22 protein-coding genes and 1 tRNA gene are annotated in these 21392 nt (G+C 61.0%); 17 read left to right on the top strand and 6 right to left on the bottom strand.

What is annotated here, in order from left to right; genetic code table 11:
* Positions 1-5: 5 nt before the first annotated feature.
* Together WNZ15_RS21975 and WNZ15_RS21970 are read right to left on the bottom strand one after the other, a co-directional pair.
* Positions 6-401 (bottom strand): DUF6795 domain-containing protein, encoded by a 396-nt coding sequence (locus tag WNZ15_RS21975; protein WP_342895167.1) that lies wholly within the window; start codon positions 399-401, stop codon positions 6-8.
* Between the two features lie 251 nt (positions 402-652).
* Positions 653-742, bottom strand: a tRNA-Ser gene (locus tag WNZ15_RS21970).
* A gap of 912 nt (positions 743-1654) precedes the next feature.
* Here WNZ15_RS21970 and WNZ15_RS21965 point away from each other — a divergent pair.
* From WNZ15_RS21965 to WNZ15_RS21925, 9 genes are all read left to right on the top strand, one after another.
* Positions 1655-2683, top strand: coding sequence for a septal ring lytic transglycosylase RlpA family protein (locus WNZ15_RS21965; RefSeq protein WP_342895267.1), 1029 nt, complete (start codon positions 1655-1657; stop codon positions 2681-2683).
* Between the two features lie 125 nt (positions 2684-2808).
* Entirely contained in the window at positions 2809-4014 is a 1206-nt protein-coding gene (locus WNZ15_RS21960) for a D-alanyl-D-alanine carboxypeptidase family protein (RefSeq protein WP_342895166.1), read from the top strand.
* Positions 4015-4144: 130 nt separating this feature from the next.
* Positions 4145-4351: a ParD-like family protein gene (locus WNZ15_RS21955; RefSeq protein ID WP_342895165.1), complete on the top strand. Its 207-nt coding sequence runs from the start codon at positions 4145-4147 to the stop codon at positions 4349-4351.
* A gap of 176 nt (positions 4352-4527) precedes the next feature.
* Positions 4528-5301 (top strand): type I methionyl aminopeptidase, encoded by a 774-nt coding sequence (gene map / locus WNZ15_RS21950; RefSeq protein WP_342895164.1) that lies wholly within the window; start codon positions 4528-4530, stop codon positions 5299-5301.
* Positions 5302-5469: 168 nt separating this feature from the next.
* On the top strand, positions 5470-6156 hold the full coding sequence (gene tmk, locus WNZ15_RS21945) for a dTMP kinase (protein ID WP_342895163.1): 687 nt from the start codon (positions 5470-5472) through the stop codon (positions 6154-6156).
* Entirely contained in the window at positions 6156-7217 is a 1062-nt protein-coding gene (locus WNZ15_RS21940) for a DNA polymerase III subunit delta' (RefSeq protein WP_342895162.1), read from the top strand. Before tmk ends, WNZ15_RS21940 begins: the two co-directional genes overlap by 1 nt.
* 188 nt (positions 7218-7405) lie before the next feature.
* Positions 7406-8209 (top strand): TatD family hydrolase, encoded by an 804-nt coding sequence (locus tag WNZ15_RS21935; protein ID WP_342895161.1) that lies wholly within the window; start codon positions 7406-7408, stop codon positions 8207-8209.
* Entirely contained in the window at positions 8206-9042 is an 837-nt protein-coding gene (locus WNZ15_RS21930) for an MBL fold metallo-hydrolase (RefSeq protein WP_342895160.1), read from the top strand. The genes WNZ15_RS21935 and WNZ15_RS21930 overlap by 4 nt, the downstream gene beginning before the upstream one ends.
* Complete coding sequence (locus WNZ15_RS21925) at positions 9032-9595, top strand: regulatory protein RecX (protein ID WP_342895159.1); 564 nt, start codon at positions 9032-9034, stop codon at positions 9593-9595. Before WNZ15_RS21930 ends, WNZ15_RS21925 begins: the two co-directional genes overlap by 11 nt.
* 176 nt (positions 9596-9771) lie before the next feature.
* Here WNZ15_RS21925 and WNZ15_RS21920 read toward each other — a convergent pair whose 3' ends face one another.
* Positions 9772-10239 (bottom strand): GNAT family N-acetyltransferase, encoded by a 468-nt coding sequence (locus WNZ15_RS21920; RefSeq protein ID WP_342895158.1) that lies wholly within the window; start codon positions 10237-10239, stop codon positions 9772-9774.
* 680 nt (positions 10240-10919) lie between these two features.
* Between WNZ15_RS21920 and WNZ15_RS21915 the strand changes: the two genes are divergently transcribed.
* On the top strand, positions 10920-11468 hold the full coding sequence (locus tag WNZ15_RS21915) for a DUF3291 domain-containing protein (protein ID WP_342895157.1): 549 nt from the start codon (positions 10920-10922) through the stop codon (positions 11466-11468).
* Between the two features lie 222 nt (positions 11469-11690).
* Here the strand turns inward: WNZ15_RS21915 and WNZ15_RS21910 are convergent, their stop codons facing one another.
* Positions 11691-12593 carry a DMT family transporter gene (locus tag WNZ15_RS21910; RefSeq protein WP_342895156.1) on the bottom strand — a complete coding sequence of 301 codons (903 nt, stop codon included), beginning with the start codon at positions 12591-12593 and terminating at the stop codon, positions 11691-11693.
* Between the two features lie 248 nt (positions 12594-12841).
* On the opposite strand from WNZ15_RS21910, the gene WNZ15_RS21905 reads away from it, so the two are divergent.
* The gene (locus WNZ15_RS21905; RefSeq protein ID WP_342895155.1) at positions 12842-13747 is read left to right on the top strand and encodes a LysR substrate-binding domain-containing protein; all 906 of its coding nucleotides are present in this window, start codon (positions 12842-12844) and stop codon (positions 13745-13747) included.
* 90 nt (positions 13748-13837) lie between these two features.
* On the opposite strand, the gene arfB is transcribed toward WNZ15_RS21905, so the two are convergent.
* Positions 13838-14299, bottom strand: coding sequence for an alternative ribosome rescue aminoacyl-tRNA hydrolase ArfB (arfB, locus tag WNZ15_RS21900; RefSeq protein ID WP_342895154.1), 462 nt, complete (start codon positions 14297-14299; stop codon positions 13838-13840).
* Positions 14296-14976 (bottom strand): TetR family transcriptional regulator C-terminal domain-containing protein, encoded by a 681-nt coding sequence (locus tag WNZ15_RS21895; protein ID WP_342895153.1) that lies wholly within the window; start codon positions 14974-14976, stop codon positions 14296-14298. Before WNZ15_RS21895 ends, arfB begins: the two co-directional genes overlap by 4 nt.
* A gap of 481 nt (positions 14977-15457) precedes the next feature.
* Between WNZ15_RS21895 and WNZ15_RS21890 the strand changes: the two genes are divergently transcribed.
* From WNZ15_RS21890 to WNZ15_RS21865, 6 genes are all read left to right on the top strand, one after another.
* Positions 15458-16786 (top strand): aspartate aminotransferase family protein, encoded by a 1329-nt coding sequence (locus WNZ15_RS21890; RefSeq protein ID WP_342895152.1) that lies wholly within the window; start codon positions 15458-15460, stop codon positions 16784-16786.
* A gap of 62 nt (positions 16787-16848) precedes the next feature.
* Positions 16849-17136, top strand: coding sequence for a cupin domain-containing protein (locus WNZ15_RS21885; RefSeq protein ID WP_342895151.1), 288 nt, complete (start codon positions 16849-16851; stop codon positions 17134-17136).
* A gap of 15 nt (positions 17137-17151) precedes the next feature.
* On the top strand, positions 17152-18408 hold the full coding sequence (locus WNZ15_RS21880) for a Zn-dependent hydrolase (RefSeq protein ID WP_342895150.1): 1257 nt from the start codon (positions 17152-17154) through the stop codon (positions 18406-18408).
* A 106-nt stretch (positions 18409-18514) separates the two neighbouring features.
* Positions 18515-18802: a GIY-YIG nuclease family protein gene (locus WNZ15_RS21875; RefSeq protein WP_342895149.1), complete on the top strand. Its 288-nt coding sequence runs from the start codon at positions 18515-18517 to the stop codon at positions 18800-18802.
* A gap of 111 nt (positions 18803-18913) precedes the next feature.
* The gene (gene hydA, locus WNZ15_RS21870; protein ID WP_342895148.1) at positions 18914-20371 is read left to right on the top strand and encodes a dihydropyrimidinase; all 1458 of its coding nucleotides are present in this window, start codon (positions 18914-18916) and stop codon (positions 20369-20371) included.
* Positions 20372-20543: 172 nt separating this feature from the next.
* A complete protein-coding gene (locus WNZ15_RS21865) occupies positions 20544-21350 on the top strand; it encodes an ABC transporter ATP-binding protein (protein ID WP_342895266.1) in 807 nt (268 codons plus the stop codon).
* Positions 21351-21392: the final 42 nt, after the last annotated feature.

The raw sequence follows: 21392 nt of genomic DNA, 5'->3' as shown, positions 1-21392 counted from the left end.
AAACGCTAGGCGAGCCGGCAAACTCCAAAATCATCACCGGTATTGCTGGGCGTATGGTTCAAATCACAAATGAAACGGAGGGGACGGTTGCGCTCGCCGTCCCGTTCGTAATTGGTCTTGGTGTTGAGCCAGCCGCGGTATTCCTTGCCATCGAATTCGATATTGATTTTCTGGACGATGGTAATTTCCCCGGGAACGAGATTGGAAAACCCGGCGGAGCGACTGATCTCTGGAAATGAAAACTGGCCGTTCTTGTCGGTGGTCACGGTGTTCTCGGGAACGGCCCCGGGCTTCGACCAAAGGGTGATCTGCACCACCCTGGCACCTTCGACCGGTTTGCCATCCAGAACAACTGTTCCTGACACTTCTGAAAAGAGAACATTCGTTCCGAACAGGGCCATAGCATTCGTTCCCAGGAAGATTAAGACGACTGCGGCTAACAAAAGCACCGGTCTGTACCGATAAACCGACGATCTGGACATCGGGTCAAGCACCCAAAATTGAAAACTCCGAAGGCAAGACGCTTCGGACAAAAATGTATCGCCAGACTAAATCACATCCTCGCTTGTAATGACAAGCGCGACGGCGTCCCAAATGTAACAAGATTGCAAGCCAAGTTGCCTGTGGCGACGGATCGGACAATCGGAAAATTTGGCGGTGAGGGTGGGATTCGAACCCACGGTACGCTCTCACGCACGGCGGTTTTCAAGACCGCTGCCTTAAACCACTCGGCCACCTCACCGCAGCAGCCGGCAAACCCTTGAAGGCATGCGGCTGCGTACACCGTTTCCTCTGTCGGACGCGGAAAGTCAAGAGCGCGCCAGACAGAGGAAACGTGCGCGGGCGAACAACGGCGGAAAAATCGTGGGGAAGGGCCCGGATCGGGTCCGTTGCGCCGGGCTGGATCGCCGCAGACCCACCCGGCGATGTTCCGGAGCCGCGCGCGGTGAGGGGCAGGACACGCAGGCAGAACACCGGAACATCGCCACAGGGTAGGGGCCGCCGGTCCGGTGTCGTGGGCAGGGTTTGGACCGGCGGCCTGTGCTGGAGGTGGTATCCAGCATTGCTGTGACAGGGCGGTCATCAGCAACAACCTCACCCTAGGCGGAACGGACCGGGCCGGATGTGACCTGCGTCACATCTGGACCCAATGACGATTTCCCCGAACCTGTGCCCATGATGCAACATCCGGATCTGGAAGATTTTCGGCAGATTTTAAGCATTCTTTTCAGAACGTTATGACCGCCCGGCGGTTCAATGAGTGGGACTACACGGTCGAAACCGGTGGAGAGACGTCTTGCCGCGGCGCGGAGGCCTCGACGCAAGGTTTACTTTGAAGTAATAAAATTGCGCTTTAACAAGGGCATATGCGGGACAAGCGGCGGGGGCGGCGCGTCTTGCGGGGACTGATCCATCGATCGGAACGTTGCCTTTTAAAAACCGGTGCGGAACGAACCGCGGGCCGGCAAAATCGCGTGAGTTGCGAGGCCGCCGACGCGTAAGTGAGTAGGACGGCAGTATGCAAGGAACAGGCGGGCAATTGACGGAAACGTCTTTCGGGCCGGAAATCGGTCCCCTGGCAATCGGCCCAGCTCCGGCAAGGTTCGTTCCGGCAAGGTCCGTATGGGTCCAGTTGCGCACCGGACTGATTTCCATGGCGGCTGTTGCCGCAGTTGCCGCGTGCAGCTCCGCACCTCCTGAAAAAGCCAAGTTCAGCCCGAAGAAATACGGCGTCAAGGCCAGCCCGCGCATGGTTGTCAGCGGCAAGCCCGTGCCGAAGGGCGGCGGACGTGCCGTTGTCGGCAAGAAATACAAGATCGCCGGCAAATGGTATTATCCCAAGGATGACCCGAATTACCGCAAGACCGGTCTGGCGTCCTGGTACGGACCGACTTTCCACGGCCGCAAGACCGCCAACGGCGAGATCTTCGACCGCAACGGTCTGACCGCCGCGCATACGACGATGCCGCTGCCTTCCTACGCCAAGGTCACCAACGTCGCCAACGGACGCTCCATGATCGTGCGCGTGAACGACCGTGGCCCGTTCCACGGCAACCGCGTGATCGACCTGTCCGAGCGCGTCGCCTCCATGCTCGGCACCAAGTCTGCCGGTGTCGGCAAGGTGAAGGTTGAATATGTCGGCCGCGCCCCGCTTCACGGTCAGGACGAATCCTATCTGATGGCGTCCTACAGCGGCCCGGGCGCCGTGGAACCCGGCGCGACCATGCCCGGCACCCTGCTGGCCCAGGTTGAGCCGCAAGCCCCGTCCGCCACGCCGCCGTTCGCTGCCCCCCAGGTGGTCTTCGGCAAGGTGCCGGCACCCGGAACGCGCCCCTATATGGCTGTAGCCTCCGCTGCACCGGCAACGGCCGGATTTGGCACCACAACGGTGGCCTTCGATCCGGCGATCGCCTTCGAGGCGGGCAACCCGACCATCAAGGTGGCGTCCAACAACCGGTTCGAGCCGGTCCAGTCCGCTTATACCGATCCGCCGGCACCTGCGACCGGGCAGACGCTCGGCGTTCTGCGCGTACCGGCCCCCGGCACACTGTCCTCTGGCAGTGCCATCTCTTCCTTTACCGCCAATGGCAGGATCTCCGACGCCCACGCGGTTCTTACCGGCGTGACGGAAAAAGGCTTGTCCATGCGTCAACTGGCGGCCAAACTGGACAGCGGCCGGTAAGCATCCTTCTGGGTCCGGTCCGCCGGACCCGCAACACTTCCGCGCCTTGACGAAACTGTTGCGAGGCGAGCGGTCTGATGCGAACGGCATGGTCTGAAACCTGTTTCCGGATTCTCCGGAACCCTGTGCTTTCCGTCATTTTCGCGATTCTTCTTGCCATTCCGCTTGCAAACGCCGACAAGGCGCGCGCGGCGGAAACCATCGTCACCAAGGCCCCCTCCGCTTTCCTCTACGAACCGGCATCTGGAACCATCCTGTTCGCCAAGGACCCCGATCGCGTGTTTGCGCCGGCCGGCCTGGCAAAGGTCATGACCGCCGCGACCGTGTTCGCAGCCCTGAAGGACGGCGAACTCAGACCGGGGCAGACCTGCAAGGTCAGCGAACATGCCTGGCGGACCGGCGGCGCACCGTCAGGACGCGGCGCCACCATGTTCGCGGCGATCAAGTCGGAGATCGCGGTCGAAGACCTTCTGAAAGGGCTGCTGGTACACAACGGCAATGACGCTGCCATCGTGCTGGCGGAATGCCTGGACGGCTCGGAAGCGGCGTTTGCCGACCGGATGACCGCTCTGGCCGCGAAGATCGGCATGAAGAACAGCCGTTTCGGCAATCCGACCGGATATCCGGAAATCCCGGGCCGGACCACCGTGCGCGACCAGGCGCTTCTGGCGGAATACATTCTGGAGACCCATGGCGACCTCTATCCGATGTTCGCCATCCCGGAATTCACCTGGAACAAGATCTTTCAGCGCAACAAGAACCCGCTTCTGGGCGAAATCCGCAATCTCGACGGGCTCGGCGGTGGCAACGACACACAGGCCGCCACTCAGGCTGATACTGGGGCCGATACACAGACTGGCATTCTGACCGGCTATTCCGGTCTCGGCTCCGTTGACCGGGACGGCCGCCGGGTGATCGCCGCGGTCGCCGGCCTGACCTCGGACAAGCATCGCCTGCAGACCCTCAAGGAAGTGATTGAAGGCGCCTGGGACTATTTCACGCTCAAGACCCTATTCACCGCTGGCGAGACCGTTGCCACCGGGCGTGTGTTCGGCGGAGACCAGGGCAGCGTGCCCCTGATTTCCAAAGCCGACGTGGACGTCCTGTTGCCACGGGGCACGACCCTGGACTACCGGATTCGCGTGGTCTACCAGGGGCCGCTGGACGCGCCTTTGCAAAAAGGGGCGAGGGCAGGTGAAGTCCGGGTCATCGGCAAGGACGGCATTGTCTATCGCGCACCCCTGATGGTCGGTGCCGACATCGCCGAAGGCACTTTGTTCGGCCGCGCCGTGGACGGACTGCAGGAACTTCTGTTCGGCTGGATCGGCTGACCCCTGACCCCAGTAGTGTTGAACATGCCCCATCTGATGCACCCTTCAAGGGTCATTGACTGATCGATATATGAAACGTATATGTTTCGTATACTGTCTTTACGGGCCGGGTATCCATGGGAATCGTGAAATGGGAATCGTGAAAATTGAAGAGGGTCTGCACGAGCAGGTCCGCAAGGCGAGCACGGTGATGTGCCGATCGATCAATGCACAGGCAGAGTTCTGGATGAAAATCGGCATGCTGGCCGAAACCAATCCCACGCTCTCCTTCAACGACATTGTCAAGATGCAGCTCCAGGCGGCGGAAACAGGCGCCGCGACCGAAGCGGCGGCCTGATACCAATCTCAACGCAGTCCGGTGGGCCTGAACAAGCCACCGGAGGCCATGACACGAGAGTGGTCCGCCGCGTCGCGCGTCTTGGCCGATGTCCCACATCGCCTTGCGACACGCTCCTCACGGAATACTCGCATGTCATGGTCGAACAGGTTCCTGTTTATTGAGGTTGGTATTACATGGTCAAGACCCCTGACGAACTGGCGCTCCTGCGGGTTTCCGGCAGGTTGCTGGCATCCGTCTTTGAAATGCTGGACCGCCAGTCACTCGCAGGCATGTCGACCTTGCAGGTCAACGATCTGGTCGACCGTTTCATTACCGACGACCTTGCCGCCCGTCCGGCAAGCCGTGGACAGTACGGCTACGAACACGTCCTGAACTGTTCGATCAATCATGTGGTCTGCCACGGCGTCCCCTGTGCCGATGACATCATCGGTGACGGGAACATCGTCAATTTCGATATCACGCTGGAAAAAAACGGTTTCATCGCGGATTCAAGCAAGACCTATCTGGTCGGCGATGTCCCGCCTGCAGCAAGAAGGCTTGTCCGCATCGCTCAGGAAGCGATGTGGAAAGGCATCAGGCAGGTCGGCCCCGGCGCACGGCTGGGTGACATCGGCCATGCGATCGAGAAACACGCAAAGAAGAACGGCTTTTCGATCGTGCGCGAGTATTGCGGCCATGGCATCGGCCGTCAGATGCACGAGGACCCGCAGGTCCTGAATTTCGGACGCCCCGGAAACGGCATGAAGCTCCTCGAAGGTATGGTCTTCACCATAGAACCCATGGTCAATCAGGGCAGCCGCAAGGTCGCGACCGAGGAGGATGGCTGGACCGTCGTGACCGATGACGGCAAGCTTTCGGCCCAGTTCGAACACACCGTAGCGGTCACGCGTCGCGGCGTCGAAGTGCTCACCCTGCGTGGCGACGAAAAAGCAACGCGCGCGCGATGACAACACCTGGCCTGTCCGGTGGAGCCATCCTCCCGGAACGTGAAAAGAGCGGAAAACACAAGGCCTCTGCCGGCAGGCTAACGGCGTCCGCGCCCCTTCCATTGACCACCGGGAACCTGCTAAAAGCCATCCAAGCATTCAAGAGAGACCAACAAGGCCTGATTCCGGTTGTCTGGACATTTCATTACCTTTGAAGGCGGAGAGGGCGCGGGCAAATCCACCCAGATCTCCCGCCTGAAGACCTGGCTGGAAGCACAGGGGAAAACGGTCATCGTGACTCGTGAACCCGGCGGCTCGCCCGGCGCGGAAAAGATCCGCGCGCTGCTCCTGTCCGGCGAGGCCAGGGACCTTGGCCCCCGCGGCGAAGCGATGCTGTTCGCCGCAGCCCGCGCCGATCACGTCGACACGACCATCAAGCCTGCACTCGATCGCGGCGACTGGGTGCTGTGCGACCGCTATGCCGATTCGACCCGGGTCTACCAGGGCGAAGCCGGGGTCGACACCGGCTATCTGAAGCTGCTGGAAACGGCGGCCGTTGCCGGCATTTACCCGGATCTCACCGTTCTGATCGACGTGCCGGCGGAAATCGGCCTCGGACGGGTCGCGGTGCGCTCGAAATCCGATCAGAGCGGCGGCCCCGACCGTTTCGAAGGCGAGGCGCTGAAGGTTCATCAGCGCAGGCGCAAGCTGTTTCTGGACCTGGCACGCGAAGAATCCCATCGCTTCGCCGTTATCGATGGCGCCAGAGAGCTGGATGAGGTCCAGGACTCCGTGCGCAAGGCAGTTCTGAAGTCCTTCCCGGAAGATCTGAAGCCTGCAGACCAGAAACAGTCCCAGCCGGAGGCAGCCAACTGATGGCGCGCGCCAGCGACCCGGTCGATATCCCTCAAGTCGACGCAATCCCCGGCTATCCGCTGCCGCACCAGCGCGACCGGCTGATCGGGCACAATGAAACCGAACAGGAGCTGCTTCAGGCCTACAGGTCGGAGCGGCTGCACCACGCCTGGATCCTGGGCGGCCCCAAGGGCATCGGCAAGGCAACGCTCGCCTTCCGCCTGGCGCGCTTCGTCGTCGCCAATCCGGACCGTTTCGGAGCGGAGGTTGCCGCGGCGCAGGACCTGTCCGTTGCGCCGGACCATGCGGTCGCCCGGCAACTGACCGGGGGCGGACATCCGAACATCCTGCATCTCCGCCGGCCATGGGACGAAAAAGGCAAACGTTTCAAGGCGGACCTGCCGGTGGACGAGGTGCGCCGCACCGTCTCCTTCTTCGGCACGACAGCATCGGCCAAGGCCTGGCGCCTGTGTATCGTCGATGCGGCCGACGACATGAACAACAGCTCCGCCAACGCCCTGTTGAAGATCCTCGAGGAGCCGCCCGCCCGCTGCCTGTTCCTGGTCCTGAGCCACGCTCCGGGGCGGCTGCTGCCAACGATCCGCTCCCGCTGCCGACGTCTCGACCTGACACCGCTCAGCGATGCGGAAATCGGCGAAGGCCTGCGCGACCTGGTTCCGGACGCGGTTCCCGGCGAAGCCGATCTGCGCGAGATCGCGACAGCCGCGGACGGCAGTCTGCGCTCGGCGATCATGCTTCTGTCCGGCGACGGTCTCGCGATCGCGCGGGGTGTGAGGCGGCTGGCGGACACCGCCGACCAGTTGGACCTGGCCGCGGTACACGCTCTGGGCGATCTGGTCGCGGCTCGAGGCCAGTCCGACAACTGGGAAAGCTTCCAGCACATGGCCCGGATCTGGCTGCACGAACGCATGCGGCGGGATCTCGGCGCCGGTGTCGGCAAGGCCTACGCGATGATCGAGATCTGGGAACGGACCAACCAGGCCATTCGCGACGCGGATGCCCTCAATCTCGACCGGAAACAGGTGGTGCTGGACTTCTTTTTCGCCCTGCGCGCCGCCTGAGGATCGTCGAAGGTCTTCTGACCACCGCTGTTCCGTGGTATGGCGAGCCGAACTGCCATGCTCCGGCTTGCCGACCGTCGTCACCACCGGGGTACGTGGCGACCGCGACACGCCAACCGAAACACGCCGCCGAAACACAACGCCGAAACACACCGACCGAAACACTGACCACACCTTCTGGACCGCACATGCTCGTAGACAGCCATTGCCATCTTGATTTCCCCGATTTCGACGGCGAACGTGCCGAACTGATCGCCCGCGCCAAGGCGGCCGGCGTCGACCTGATGGTGACGATCTGCACCCATATCCGCAAATTCGATCAGGTCCTTGCCGTCGCCGAGGAGTTTCCCGAAGTCTACTGCTCGGTGGGCACGCACCCCCACAACGCCGGCACTGAGCGCGGCATTCCGGTGGAGGAAATCGTGCGCCTGGCCGACCACCCCAAGGTGGTGGCGATCGGCGAAGCCGGACTGGACTATTTCTATGACAAGGCGCCGCGCGATGCCCAGGCGGAGGGCCTGCGCATCCATATCGACGCCGCCCGCCAGACCGGCCTGCCGCTCGTGATCCATGCCCGCGATGCGGATGACGACATGGCCGCGATCCTGCGCGAGGAAATGGGGAAGGGGGCCTTCCCGGCGCTCCTGCACTGCTTTTCCTCGGGCCGCGACCTGGCGCTGACCGGGATTGATCTCGGTCTTTACGTCTCCTTTTCCGGGATCCTGACCTTCAAGCGCTCCGAGGAGCTGCGCGAGATCGCCCGGGACTTGCCCGCCGACCGGCTTCTGGTGGAAACGGACGCCCCTTATCTGGCGCCGCAGCCCAGACGCGGCAAACGCAACGAGCCGGCCTATACCGCCATGACAGCCGCTGTTCTGGCCGAAACCCGCGGTGTTTCGGAAGAAGAAATCGCCCGCCAGACCACGGAAAACTTCTTCCGTCTGTTCACCAAAGTACCTGAACAGCAACACCTTGAAGGCGCCACTTCGTGAGCGTGGATGTCACCATACTTGGCTGCGGGTCGTCCGCCGGTGTGCCGCGTATCGGCAACGACTGGGGCAAATGCGATCCCGGTGAGCCGAAAAATCGTCGCTCGCGTTGTGCGGTTCTTGTGGAAAAACGTGTGGACAACACGTGCACAACCGTGTTGATAGATACCGGACCCGACATCCGGACCCAGCTTCTGGAGACGGGCGTCAGCCACCTCGACGCGGTCCTTTATACCCACGCCCACGCCGATCACCTGCACGGGATCGACGATCTGCGCGCCTTCTGGGTGAACAGCCACAAACGGGTGCCGGTGTTCATGGATGCGGAGACGTTCGACCGCGCCAGAACCGCGTTCGGATATTGTTTCGAGACCCCGAATGGCTCGAACTATCCGCCGATCCTTGACCGGCACGAGATGGCCCCGGGACGCCCGGTGACGATCACCGGTGCTGCCGGCGACCTGACCTTCGAGCCGATCGAGGTCGTTCATGGCGACATGAATGCGCTCGGGTTCCGGATTGGCGGCACGGCCTATATTCCAGATGTGTCGGACATACCCGACGACAGTCTCAAGCAGCTGAAAAACCTGGATTTTCTCATCCTGGACTGCCTGCGGCGCAGACCGCATCCCAGTCATTTCTGCCTCGATGACGCCATTGCCTGGACCCGGCGGATCGCGCCGCGCAAGGCTGTTTTCACCAATCTTCACAATGACCTGGACTACCACACGCTGGCCGCTGAACTTCCCGACGGTATCGTGCCTGCCCATGACGGCATGCATCTGACGCTGCCTGAAACAGCACAGACCATGCGGCTTTCCGCCGATGCCGGGTAAGCCACGTTTCAAACCGCCCACGGCAGACCGGCTCAACCGGTCCGCGCTGCATTATCTGGAACGCTATTCATCGTCCGCGGCCAATTTGCGCAAGGTGCTGGAGCGCAAGGTGCTGAAGGCCTGCAATCACCTGGATCTCAACCCGGCGGACTATGTCGGCATGATCGATGCGGCCGTTGAAAGTTTCGTCCGCAACGGCCTTGTCGACGACAAGGCCTACGCTGAAACCAAGGTCAGCGGGCTGAGACGCCGCGGCGGCTCGAAACGCAAGATCGAGGCGCACTTGTCGGCCAAGGGCGTCGATCGCGACATCATCGCGTCCGTGCTTGGTGACGACGATCACAGCGAGGAAGAGACCGGCCACATCTTCGCCAGGCGCCGGCGGCTCGGACCGTACCGGACCGGCGCGGATCGTACCGCACGGCGCGACAAGGATCTGGCCGCCATGTGCCGCGCCGGCTTTGCCTTCGAAACCGCACGCAAGGTGATCGACGCGGAGCAGCCTGCTGACCGTCCAGAAACCGGAGATCCGGACCGGGATCCTGAAGTCTGACGGCTCATGCGGATTGAACCCAACGACAAGTCCCTGACGTTGCTCCAGATTTCACATCTGAAAATGTTCCATAATATTGATTATGCGAATCGCGCATGTAGCTGGAGCATAATGACCTGCTCCCCTGAAAGTTCCTCGTTTTGAGGTTAGTAATTGAGAGTATACAGCTCTTAGACTCATCCATCATGGGGTTGACTGTGCCATTCGTATAGGGCGTCGGGATACTTCTCCTCATTTGACGTCCCGTCCGTCTCCCTAACTTTCGAAAATCCGTTGCGTTCGTAGAAATTTATCGCTCGCCTGTTCTCTTGGAAGACCCACAATTGCAGGAAACTGTGACTCTCCTTTGCCTTGTTCAAGAGAACCTGACCAAGCGTTTTGCCAACATGCATTGGAAGCAAATAGAGATGCTCTATCCAGCCTTCTTTGAACGCGCAGAAACCCACCAGTTTCTGACTTTCAACGGCAACCCATACATCACATTCTGAAAACACCCTATCGCGATAGAACCCTTTATCCTCTTCGAATGAATGCAGGTCTGGTAGGTATGGCAGGAAGTGCGCTCTGGATTTTCGTGCAATTGAAGCAACTGTTTCGGACTCCTCCAAAGCCGCTTTTCTGAACACAGTGTTTGAAACAGTCAATTGAGATAGTCTCCTGAATGTCAGAAAAATATCGTTCACAGAAACAGATCGATTGTAAAGACAGCTAAAAGCTCTGAAGTCTCAGAGAAAACGGTCTGAGCTCTAGTATTGGGCTTAAAACCCCGCACTGCCATCCGCCCCCGGGCAGGCTTAGCAACCCCGACCAGCAGACCTGACCGGGGGCTGATCTCCCTGCCCTGTGGCGTTTCTAAGCCCTTGTTGCATTTACATTAGACATGCCACGCAATGATGTCCCACCTGTGCGATTCAAAGATGTCACGCTCCCCGCGTCCTTTAGATCGTTGGGAGTTTGGGCATGGGATGGGTATTGATGAGTGAGCGTGACTTGAACCGGATTGAAGTGCTGGCCTAGGTTGATGACGGCAACATCGGCGTCACGACCGCTGCCAACCTGATCAACATGTCGAGACGGCATATCTATCGTTTGCTCGACCGGTTCCGCTCCGATGGTCCTGGCGGGATCCGTCACCGGGCTCGCGGCCGCAACCGACGGAAAGGTCGTCAGTGCGCCGAAACGATTGAATGAGACCTAGATCAGATGTTGCAAGTAGGACACACAGATCGCCGACTATCGGGACGCGACGCAATCCAAATTTGTTATGACAGAGCATAACCGCTAGTGGTTCATCGATCCTAATTCATTACATCCGGAGGTTTGGATGCGAGACCACAAGCTCGCCGTCTATACATTCAATCAATTCGTTGCACCCTATCAGTCAGACAAAATAAGTGGGTTCAGAGTAGCTGAACCGGAAATACTCGTAACCATTGAAAATGCGGCAGGATTTATCGCGCGTGCTGGATACGATGGTGAAGAAGATCCTTCATATTGGGGGGAGCAAGTATTTCCGGACTGCTGGACGAACGGGAATGGTGACGGTTGGGCGCCGTCAACTCTCTCCCTTTGGGCATCCGTGGAAGCGCTGATGGCGGCAACTTATCAAGGGCGACACGGGAAAGTGCTCCGTCACGGTAAAGACTGGCATGTGCCAGCGGATCACATTCCGGAATATGTTCTGTGGTGGGTAGCCGACGGAAGTACTCCCAACTGGGCAGTTGCGGTTGATCGGTTTGAGGATTTGATGACAAATGGTCCCAGTCTTCGTGCCTTCACTTTTAAGAATGCGTTTGATCCGAATGGCAGACCATATGAGCCTGATGTGGCGATAGTGAAGGATCTCGCGAAACAGAATGCTCAGAAGGCCTGATGGTTCTCGTTTCCAGCTTTGGAAGTTCCAAATGCCTTTCTCCCCGCAAGGCTTTCCTGCCCTTCGATATGTGGGGTCTCCCGGCGGTTGCTGTGCCATGCAACACTCCTGTTTGTGACCGTTCTGCCTTGCAGGAATCGTAACCATTCTCGCTAGTGACAACAGAGCATAAGGCGACACCAGCCGGGCCGGAAAGCAAGACCAGCATCTACACATGCGCCCTCAGGCGTCCTTTGTCTCGGTCAAGGCCAGCGTGACGCGCTTGCCGGTCTGGATCAGCACCACGCCTCCCAGGATCAGGACCAGTGCCAGGATTTCGAGCGACGTGATCGTCTCTCCGATGGCAGCACCGATGATCACCGCAACGACGGGCGCGATATAGGTCGCGCCAGCCGCGCGAACCGGACCAAGCTTGTCGATGATGAAATAGTAGATCAGAAAAGCACCACCGGTTCCCAGGGCCCCCAGGCCGATGACCGCGCCCCACATCGCGTGGGCGTCGGTTGCTATTGCGCCGATGCCGTCGAAATCCGTCAGCACAGCCAGGGTCAGAACCGCCAGCCCGGTCTGCCAGGTCGCCAGAGCGAGCGGCGGCAGCTTCAGCGGCGACAGGTAGCGGCGCGCATAAACGAAGGACGCACCGACGCTGATCGTTCCGGCCAGCATCCAGAGCACGCCGGAGCTTGAGACACCCGCCGCCCCTTCCCAGGGCCGCGCGCTCAACACGATCCCCGCGAAGCCGAGCAGGACGCCGGCAGCCATCTGACCGGTCGGCCGGTCTTCGCGCAGAAACAGGACGGCACACAGGAATGTGAAAATGGGTATGGCGCCGCTCAACAGGCCTGCGACACTGCTCGGCAGCAGTGCGGTCCCGGCGACGAAACCGTAATAGTAAAAGCTCGTCGCCAGCAGCGACATGACGATGAAATGTGGCAGGTGACGCAAATGATCCCGGTGGATGACCCCGGCGCGCCAGGCAATGACGGCCAGCGGCAGAAACCCGAACAGCACGCGCAGGAATACCGTCTGCATCGGAGAGATCAGCTCCGTGGCCCATTTCATGTAGATAAAGTTCGAGCCCCAGATGAGACCGAGCGCGACAAGTGCGGCGTAGGCGCGGATCATGATATCAGCCTTTCAGACAAAACGGTTCAGGCGCCATGGTGGGCCGGCAGAACCCGGCAGCGTTCCTGTCCCGGCTCCGCCGTCGCAGCAGCCCGCCTGCCCGGTCAACCAGCGCTTCCGGGAAAAATTTTTCTACAGATGACATGGACATCTCCATGCGATCGATTGACCAGAAAAATAGCCGATACAGCGAGATCTTTCGCGCCAGAACGAAACGTGCCAAACTGTAGAAAAACTACAGGCTAGTCATGTCGATTTCCCGTCGTTCACTACCGCCCCTCAACGCATTGCGTGCCTTTGAAGTCTCCGGTCGCACCCTGAGCTTCCGTGCGGCCGGAGAAGAACTGGGTGTCACCCAGGGCGCCGTCGCCCAGCAAGTCCGGCTGCTCGAGGATCACATCGGCCTTGCCCTGTTCGAACGTCTGCCGCGCGGCGTCGCCCTCACCTCCCAGGGCGCGGCCTATCTCTCTGATGTAACGCGGGCGTTCGACACGCTGGGCGACGCGACCGAGCAGCTTCTCGTGCGCTCGGAGGCCGTGACAATCAGTGTCACGCCGACCTTCGCGACCAGACTGCTGATCCCGCAACTCGCCGCGCTCAACGCGGCGCTGCCGGGCATGGAACTGCGCACCGTCGCGACGGAAACCGTGTCGGACTTCGACCGCGATCAGGTGAATATTGCCGTGCGCCTTACACGTCCGCCGTTTCCGGCCTCATTCGAGGCGTGTCTGCTGTTCCGGCAGGAGCTTGTGCCCGTGGCCAGCCCGCACCTTGTCGGCGCCCTGCCTCTGCCTCTGACACCCGGTCAGATTCAGAAGCTGCCGCTCCTGCACGACGCGCACAACCATTTTCCGAAGTTTTTCAGCTCCAGGGGATCACTGCCGGGCGCGGTGTTCAACCAGACGGGACATGCTCTCGATGCGGCACTGGCCGGTCAGGGCGTTGCCATCGTCTGCCGGACGTTCGTGCAGGCCGACCTCGACGCGGGCCGGCTCATCGCGGTCGCCGACACGAGGCCGTCAACCGGGCCCGACTATTACATCGTCCGTAAGCGTGTTTCCTCGCCAAGAAAGGCCGTGGACGCGGTCTGGGACTGGTGTATCGCGACCTGGACAGTGCACCCGTCGGCAGAGCACCGGCGTCCCGGGCCGTGAAAAGCACGACGGCGGCTCCCCTTCCCGGTCTGCCGGATGTCGCGCCCCGTTCCGCTTGTCATCCTCGAACAACATGTCCACCTGTTGCTCTCAGTCCTCGCCGCGTCCGGTCCGGCCGCGCATCTTCTTGATCTGACCGCGTTGTTTCTTGCTTTCCAGCCGCCGCTTCTTGGAACCCAGCGTGGGCCTGGTCGCCTTGCGCGGCTTCGGGCGTTCCGCCGCCTTGCGCAGAAGCTCCAGCAATCGCTCCAGTGCGTCCTCGCGATTGCGTTCCCGCGTCCTGAACCGGTCCGCCTGCAGGATGATTTCCCCGCCCTGGGTCAGCCGGCTGCCCGCCAGCCGCGCTGCGCGCGACTTGACATCCTGCGGAAGCGTTTCATTGCCGTCGAGCTGGAAACGCAACTGGACCGCGGTGGAGACCTTGTTGACGTTCTGTCCACCGGGCCCCGAGGCACGGATGAAGTCCTCGCTCAAATCATCCTTCAGGATGTGCAGGCGTTCGTTGACCGGAATACGGGAGGCAGCATGGGGATCCGCTTCACCCTCGTTCATTCCGTCCGGTCCTCTACTGGCGGCCAGTCCAGTCCGGCGCCGTTGAGGATCAGCGACGTGACAGCAAGCTCGGTTTCGGCCTGAAATGCGGGGTCGCTCAGGTCCCGGCCCGTCAAGGCCATGATCTGCACGGAAAAGTCGGCGTAATGCTGTGTCGTGGCCCAGATGGTGAAGATCAGATGCACCGGATCGACACGGCGCATCTTGCCGGCTGCGATCCAGCTCTCGATCACCTTGCATTTTTCGCCGACAAGCCGCTTCAGGTCCGTCTGGAGGATCGGCAGGATCTGCGGCGCGCCCTGGATCACTTCATTGGCGAACAGACGCGAGGCTTCCGGAAACCTGGCCGAAATCTCGATCTTCTGGCGGATATAGGCCGCCAGTTCCTGCGCCGGCTCACCATCCGGCTTGAGCGTCTTGAGAGGCGCGAGCCAGACTTCGAGAATATGTGCCAGCGTGGCGTTGTAGATCGCCTCCTTGGACGAAAAATAATAAAGAAGATTGGATTTGGACATGCCGGCATCCGCGGCGATCTTCTCCACGGTCGCGCCGGAAAACCCCTTTTTCGAGAACTCCCCGAGAGCTGCTTCCAGAATCAGCGACCGGTTCTTTTCCTGAATCCGGCTCAGTCCGGCCGGCTTCAATATGTCCTGCGGCTGCCCGCTCAATTCTACCATCAATCGTCCCGTTTCCGCCTTGGGAGCCCGTCTCGGGTCCCGGTCAGAACCGCCGGTTTCCACTGAAAACACAGCGTTTCCGGTCGCTTCTGCTGGCCGCATGCCGCCAATGACCAGAAATTAGTCATGTCGACAGGATTTGCATCTTGACCATTTGGTCAAATCACACCTAGGGTATTTTGACCAGATGGTTGGAAGGCTAGTCGATCCCAATTCGCCCTGCAACGGGGTGTCTTGAAGGATTGGCCCGAACTGATCATCATACCCACAGCCGGGGTCAGCCGGCACCGGCAGATCGCCGGACAGAGACATCGGATCTCTTCGGGAAGAGGCAAGGCCCGCCGGAAGGATCCAGGGAACAGTTGGGGAGTGGACCTGCGCGGACAGCACTGCCATGACGGCAGTGTTGGTGCTAAGCCTACTCTCGCCTTGTATGACCATCAGTCGGTCCATTGCTTTGCCGGGACCGCAAGGAGGACGCATGTCAGCACCGAGCCAGGCTGCCACCAACAATCTAGAAGCCTTCTGGATGCCGTTCACGGCCAATCGCCAGTTCAAGCAGACCCCGCGCATGTTCGTGGCCGCCAAGGACATGCATTACACCACGTCCGACGGCCGCCAGGTGCTAGACGGAACGGCGGGCCTGTGGTGCTGCAACGCAGGCCACTCCCGACCGAAGGTCGTTGAGGCCGTGCAGAAGCAGATTGCCGAGCTCGACTATGCGCCCGCCTTCCAGATGGGCCATCCGAAGGCCTTTGAACTCGCCGCCCGGCTTGCGGCGATGGCCCCCTCTCCGCTCGACCACGTCTTTTTCACCAATTCCGGTTCTGAAAGCGTCGACACGGCCCTGAAGATCGCCCTCGCCTATCAACGCACCATCGGCCAGGGCACACGCACGCGCCTGATCGGCCGCGAGCGCGGCTATCACGGTGTCGGCTTCGGCGGTATTTCCGTCGGCGGCATCGTTTCCAACCGCAAGACCTTCGGCACGATGCTGACCGGTGTGGACCACATGCGCCACACCCACGATCCGGACCGCAATGCCTTTACCAGGGGAATTCCGGAAAACGGCGCCGAATATGTCGAGGACCTGATCCGGATCATACAGCTGCACGACCCGTCCACCATTGCCGCGGTCATCGTCGAGCCGGTGGCGGGCTCGACCGGTGTCCTGATCCCGCCCAGGGGCTATCTGGAGCGCCTGCGCGAGATCTGCACCCAGAACGGCATCCTGCTGATATTCGATGAGGTCATCACCGGGTTCGGCCGGCTCGGAGCGCCCTTCGCCGCCGATTTCTTCGGCGTGACGCCGGATCTCATCACCACCGCCAAGGGCCTGACATCCGGTGTCGTCCCGATGGGGGCGGTTTTCTGCGCGGCCGACATCTACGACGCCTTCATGACCGGCCCGGACCACATGATCGAGCTGTTCCACGGCTACACCTATTCGGCCCATCCGCTCGCCTGTGCCGCTGCGCTGGCAACACTCGACACCTATGAGGACGAGGGTCTTCTGACCCGCGCCGCCGACCTTGCCCAATACTGGGAAGACGGGCTGCATTCCCTGAAGGATTGTCCGAATGTCATCGATATCCGCAATCTGGGCCTGATCGGCGCGGTGGAACTGACGCCGATCGCGGGCGAGCCGACCAAACGGGCGTTTTCGGCCTTCCTGAAGGCCTATGACGACGGCCTCCTGATCCGGACCACGGGAGACATCATTGCGCTGTCGCCGCCCCTGATCATCTCGAAGGAGCAGATCGACGAACTGTTCGGCAAGCTGCGCGACGTGTTGCACGCCATCGACTGACGGCGGACCGGCCGCAGTGCGCCGCACCCGGCCCGTCTTGTCCTTCCAGGGAGCTAACCGAGATGAGCAGACAACCAGCCACAGCGAGCCAGCTTGTCGATGACGAACGGGTCAGGGTCACCCGGTTCGACTTTGCCCCCGGCGCGGAGACCGGATGGCACCGGCACTCGATGGACTATGTCATCACCGCGCTGACCGAATGCCGGATGACGCTTGAAGAACCGAATGGCGAAATGCGCGAGGTCACTGTTCCGGCCGGTACGGTCTACCGCCGGGACGAAGGCGTCGAACACAATGTGATCAACGGCGGGGACGCCCCGATGTCCTTTGTCGAAATCGAACTGAAGTAACAGGAGGGTTTGCACATGGCAGCTCCGGGCGAAAACCTGAGGATCAACGCGGACCGTCTGTGGGACAGTCTGATGGACATGGCCAAGATCGGTCCGGGCGTGGCGGGCGGCAACAACCGCCAGACTCTGACGGACGCCGACAGCGAAGGCCGCAAGCTGTTCCAGACATGGTGCGAGGAGGCCGGCCTGTCCATGGCGGTCGACACCATGGGCAACATGTTCATGACCCGGCCCGGCACCGATCCGGACGCCCTGCCCGTCTATGTGGGGTCTCACCTGGACACCCAGCCGACCGGCGGCAAATATGACGGCGTGCTGGGCGTTCTCGGCGGGCTGGAACTGGTCCGCACCATGAACGATCTCGGCATCCGGACAAAACATCCGGTCGTGGTCACCAACTGGACCAACGAGGAAGGCACACGCTTCGCGCCCGCCATGCTGGCGTCCGGCGTCTTCGCCGGCGTTCATACCCAGGACTGGGCCTATGCGAAGGAAGACGCGGACGGCAAGACATTCGGCGACGAGCTGAAGCGCATCGACTGGGTCGGCGATGAGGAGGTCGGCGCCCGCAAGAACAAGATGCACGCCATGTTCGAGCTTCATATCGAACAGGGTCCCATCCTCGAAGCCGAAGGCAAGGACATCGGGGTGGTCACCCACGGCCAGGGCCTTTCGTGGACACAGGTCACCGTCACCGGCAAGGACAGCCACACCGGCTCCACACCGATGCCGATGCGCAAGAATGCCGGTCTCGCCATGGCGCGCATCCTGGAACTGGTCGACGAGATCGCCTGGTCCCACGCGCCGCACGCGGTCGGGGCCGCCGGTCATATCGACGTCTATCCCAATTCGCGCAATGTCATTCCCGGCAAGACCGTCTTCACCATCGATTTCCGGTCACCCGACATTGCCGTCATCAAGGACATGGAAGACCGGCTGAAGGTGGACGCAAAGAAGATTTGCGACGACATGGGTCTTGAGGTCGAATTCGAGAAGGTCGGCGGATTCGACCCTGTCGAGTTCGACAAGACCTGCGTGGAAGCCGTCCGCAATGCCGCAGAACGCCTAGGCTACTCGCACCGGGACATCATTTCCGGCGCCGGTCACGACGCCTGCTGGATCAACAAGGTGGCACCGACCGCCATGATCATGTGCCCCTGCGTCGACGGTCTGTCGCATAACGAGGCCGAAGAAATCACCCGGGACTGGGCCAAGGCCGGCGCGGACGTGCTGTTCCACGCGGTGGTGGAAACAGCCATGATCGTGGATTGACAAAACTCGGCGGGAGATGGTCCCGGCTCAAGGCCGGGACAGCGCAGAACTACTCGGTGCCGTCCCGGACTTGATCCGGGACCACCATCGAAACCGAACAAGGACGATGCCGTACTACGTATATATCCTCGCGAATAAACCGCATGGCGCCATTTATGTGGGCTCGGCACGCGATTTGAGAAAACGGATCGAACAACACAAAGTCGGAATACGAGGAAGTCATACTGAGAAATACAACATCAAAACGCTCGTCTATTTTGAAGTCCATGACGAAGTGCTGGATGCGGTTCATCAGGAAAAAAGGCTTAAACGATGGCGCAGGGATTGGAAGGAAGAGCTGATTGCCAAAGTCAATCCGGATTGGAAAGACGTTAGCGACCAGATTCCTTTCTGAGGAAATTGGAATTTGCGGGAACTGGTCCCGGCTCATGGCCGGGACGGCGAAACAGGGAACGGTGCCGTCCCGGACCTGATCCGGAGCAGATAAACAACGAGGGATACAGCAATGGCGAGCAAGGTAATCAAGGGCGGCACGGTCGTGACCGCGGACCTGACCTACGAAGCCGACGTGAAGATCGAGGACGGCCGGATTGTCGAGATCGGCCCGGATCTCTCCGCCGACGAGACGCTGGACGCGACCGGCTGCTACATCATGCCGGGCGGCATCGATCCGCACACCCATCTGGAAATGCCCTTCATGGGCACGTTCTCGTCCGACAACTTCGATTCAGGCACACGGGCGGCGCTCGCCGGAGGCACCACCATGGTGGTCGACTTCGCCCTGCCCTCGCCCGGCCAGTCTCTGCTGGAAGCCCTGCAGATGTGGGACAACAAGTCCTCCATGGCCCATTGCGACTATTCCTTCCACATGGCTATCACCTGGTGGGGCGAGCAGGTCTTCAACGACATGCAGACCGTGGTTCAGGAACGCGGCATCAACACCTTCAAGCACTTCATGGCCTACAAGGGCGCCCTGATGGTGAATGACGACGAGATGTTCGCGTCCTTCTCGCGCTGCGCGGAACTGGGGGCTCTGCCGCTGGTCCACGCCGAAAACGGCGACGTCGTCGCCACGCTTCAGCAGAAACTGCTGGCGGAAGGCAACAACGGGCCGGAAGCCCATGCCTACTCCCGCCCGCCGGAAGTGGAAGGCGAAGCCACCAACCGCGCGATCATGATCGCCGATATGGCCGGCGTTCCGGTCTATATCGTGCACACCTCATCCGAACAGGCCCATGAGGCCATCCGCCGGGCTCGCCAGAATGGCATCCGCGCCTATGGCGAACCGCTGATCCAGCACCTGACGCTGGATGACAGCGAATACAGGAACGCCGACTGGGATCATGCCGCCCGCCGGGTGATGTCGCCGCCCTTCCGCGACAAGAAACATCAGGACAGTCTCTGGGCGGGTCTCGCCTCCGGCTCCCTGCAAGTGGTCGCGACCGACCATTGCGCTTTCTCGACCGAGCAGAAGCGCACCGGTCTCGGTGACTTCACCAAAATCCCCAATGGCACCGGCGGCCTGGAAGACCGCATGCCGATGCTGTGGACCTATGGTGTCGGCACCGGCCGACTGACGCCGAACGAATTCGTCGCCGTCACGTCGACCAACATTGCCAAGATCCTGAATGTCTATCCGAAAAAGGGCGCCGTTCTGGTCGGAGCGGATGCGGATCTGGTCGTATGGGACCCGGAAAAGGAAAAGACCATCACGGCCTCGAACCAGCAATCGGCCATCGACTACAACGTCTTCGAGGGCAAGAAGGTCAAGGGCCTGCCGCGCTACACGCTCACCCGTGGCCGCGTCGCGGTGGAAGACGGTACGGTCAACCCCAGCCAGGGCCATGGCGAATTCGTCTCCCGCAAGCCGTTCCAGGCCGTCAACAAGGCTCTCAGCACCTGGAAGGAACTCACCGCACCGCGCAAGGTGGAGCGGACCGGCATTCCGGCCAGCGGCGTCTAATTCCGGTCCCCTGCCGGTCGCAGGCAGGGGTCGGCAATGCCGCGCGGCCGGTCCGGCCGAAATCATATTCACCCGGACCGACACCTTGCCCCGCCCCAGCCCTTTCAAACGGCACCCGGCTCGTATACCGAGAGACAAGATGACAGCACTTGCCAGCGCAAAGGACACCTCGATGGTGGAAAACAAGACCAGCGCCAGCCCGAACCGGGTGATCGATATCGACGACCTCTCGCTGACCTTCGAGACCAACGACGGTCCGGTGCATGCGCTGTCCGATATCGACCTGAAGATCGAGGAAGGCGATTTCGTTTCCTTCATCGGCCCGTCCGGTTGCGGCAAGACCACCTTGCTGCGGGTAATCGCCGATCTTGAACAGCCGACGGCAGGGTCGATCACGGTCAACGGGGTCACGTCCGAGGAAGCCCGTCTGAACCGCGCCTATGGCTACGTTTTCCAGGCCGCCGCGCTCTATCCCTGGCGCACGATTGCCAAGAATGTCGCCCTGCCTCTGGAGATCATGGGACTCTCCAGGGCCGAACAGCAGCAACGCATCCAGAGGAACATGGAGCTGGTCAATCTCACCGGCTTTGAAAAGAAATATCCCTGGCAGCTCTCCGGCGGCATGCAGCAGCGCGCCTCGATCGCCCGTGCGCTTGCCGTGGAACCCGATCTCCTGCTGATGGACGAACCGTTCGGGGCGCTCGACGAGATCGTTCGCGATCACCTCAACGAGCAGCTCCTGCAGCTCTGGGCCAAGACCAGCAAGACCGTGGTCTTCGTCACCCACTCGATTCCCGAAGCCGTGTTCCTGTCCACGAAGATCGTCGTCCTGTGCCCGCGCCCGGGCCGCATCTACGATGTCATCGAAAGCGACCTGCCGCGCGAGCGCACCCTCGATATCCGCGAAAGCCCCGAATTCCTCAAGATCGCCCACCGGGTGCGCGAAGGCCTGAAGGCGGGACATTCCTATGAGGATTGAGTGGATGGAAAAGAGACCCTCGTCGCCTCAGGTTCGAAGCTT

It is taken from the genome of Roseibium sp. AS2, from assembly GCF_038900065.1.
Lineage (GTDB): Bacteria > Pseudomonadota > Alphaproteobacteria > Rhizobiales > Stappiaceae > Roseibium.
The sequence above is the reverse complement of the archived record's forward strand: the minus strand, read 5'-3'. Positions and strand labels throughout refer to the sequence as shown.

What these genes read in the sequence shown, in the direction of transcription:
- WNZ15_RS21875 (WP_342895149.1), top strand. Translation starts at nt 18,515, where the DNA reads ATGCCGTACTACGTATATATCCTCGCGAATAAACCGCATGGCGCCATT.
- WNZ15_RS21935 (WP_342895161.1), top strand. Translation starts at nt 7,406, where the DNA reads ATGCTCGTAGACAGCCATTGCCATCTTGATTTCCCCGATTTCGACGGC.
- WNZ15_RS21940 (WP_342895162.1), top strand. Translation starts at nt 6,156, where the DNA reads ATGGCGCGCGCCAGCGACCCGGTCGATATCCCTCAAGTCGACGCAATC.
- WNZ15_RS21915 (WP_342895157.1), top strand. Translation starts at nt 10,920, where the DNA reads ATGCGAGACCACAAGCTCGCCGTCTATACATTCAATCAATTCGTTGCA.
- hydA (WP_342895148.1), top strand. Translation starts at nt 18,914, where the DNA reads ATGGCGAGCAAGGTAATCAAGGGCGGCACGGTCGTGACCGCGGACCTG.
- WNZ15_RS21880 (WP_342895150.1), top strand. Translation starts at nt 17,152, where the DNA reads ATGGCAGCTCCGGGCGAAAACCTGAGGATCAACGCGGACCGTCTGTGG.
- arfB (WP_342895154.1), bottom strand. Translation starts at nt 14,299, where the DNA reads ATGAACGAGGGTGAAGCGGATCCCCATGCTGCCTCCCGTATTCCGGTC.
- WNZ15_RS21955 (WP_342895165.1), top strand. Translation starts at nt 4,145, where the DNA reads ATGGGAATCGTGAAAATTGAAGAGGGTCTGCACGAGCAGGTCCGCAAG.
- WNZ15_RS21910 (WP_342895156.1), bottom strand. Translation starts at nt 12,593, where the DNA reads ATGATCCGCGCCTACGCCGCACTTGTCGCGCTCGGTCTCATCTGGGGC.
- map (WP_342895164.1), top strand. Translation starts at nt 4,528, where the DNA reads ATGGTCAAGACCCCTGACGAACTGGCGCTCCTGCGGGTTTCCGGCAGG.
- WNZ15_RS21885 (WP_342895151.1), top strand. Translation starts at nt 16,849, where the DNA reads ATGAGCAGACAACCAGCCACAGCGAGCCAGCTTGTCGATGACGAACGG.
- WNZ15_RS21865 (WP_342895266.1), top strand. Translation starts at nt 20,544, where the DNA reads ATGGTGGAAAACAAGACCAGCGCCAGCCCGAACCGGGTGATCGATATC.
- WNZ15_RS21975 (WP_342895167.1), bottom strand. Translation starts at nt 401, where the DNA reads ATGGCCCTGTTCGGAACGAATGTTCTCTTTTCAGAAGTGTCAGGAACA.
- WNZ15_RS21890 (WP_342895152.1), top strand. Translation starts at nt 15,458, where the DNA reads ATGTCAGCACCGAGCCAGGCTGCCACCAACAATCTAGAAGCCTTCTGG.
- WNZ15_RS21895 (WP_342895153.1), bottom strand. Translation starts at nt 14,976, where the DNA reads ATGGTAGAATTGAGCGGGCAGCCGCAGGACATATTGAAGCCGGCCGGA.
- WNZ15_RS21905 (WP_342895155.1), top strand. Translation starts at nt 12,842, where the DNA reads ATGTCGATTTCCCGTCGTTCACTACCGCCCCTCAACGCATTGCGTGCC.
- WNZ15_RS21965 (WP_342895267.1), top strand. Translation starts at nt 1,655, where the DNA reads ATGGCGGCTGTTGCCGCAGTTGCCGCGTGCAGCTCCGCACCTCCTGAA.
- WNZ15_RS21925 (WP_342895159.1), top strand. Translation starts at nt 9,032, where the DNA reads ATGCCGGGTAAGCCACGTTTCAAACCGCCCACGGCAGACCGGCTCAAC.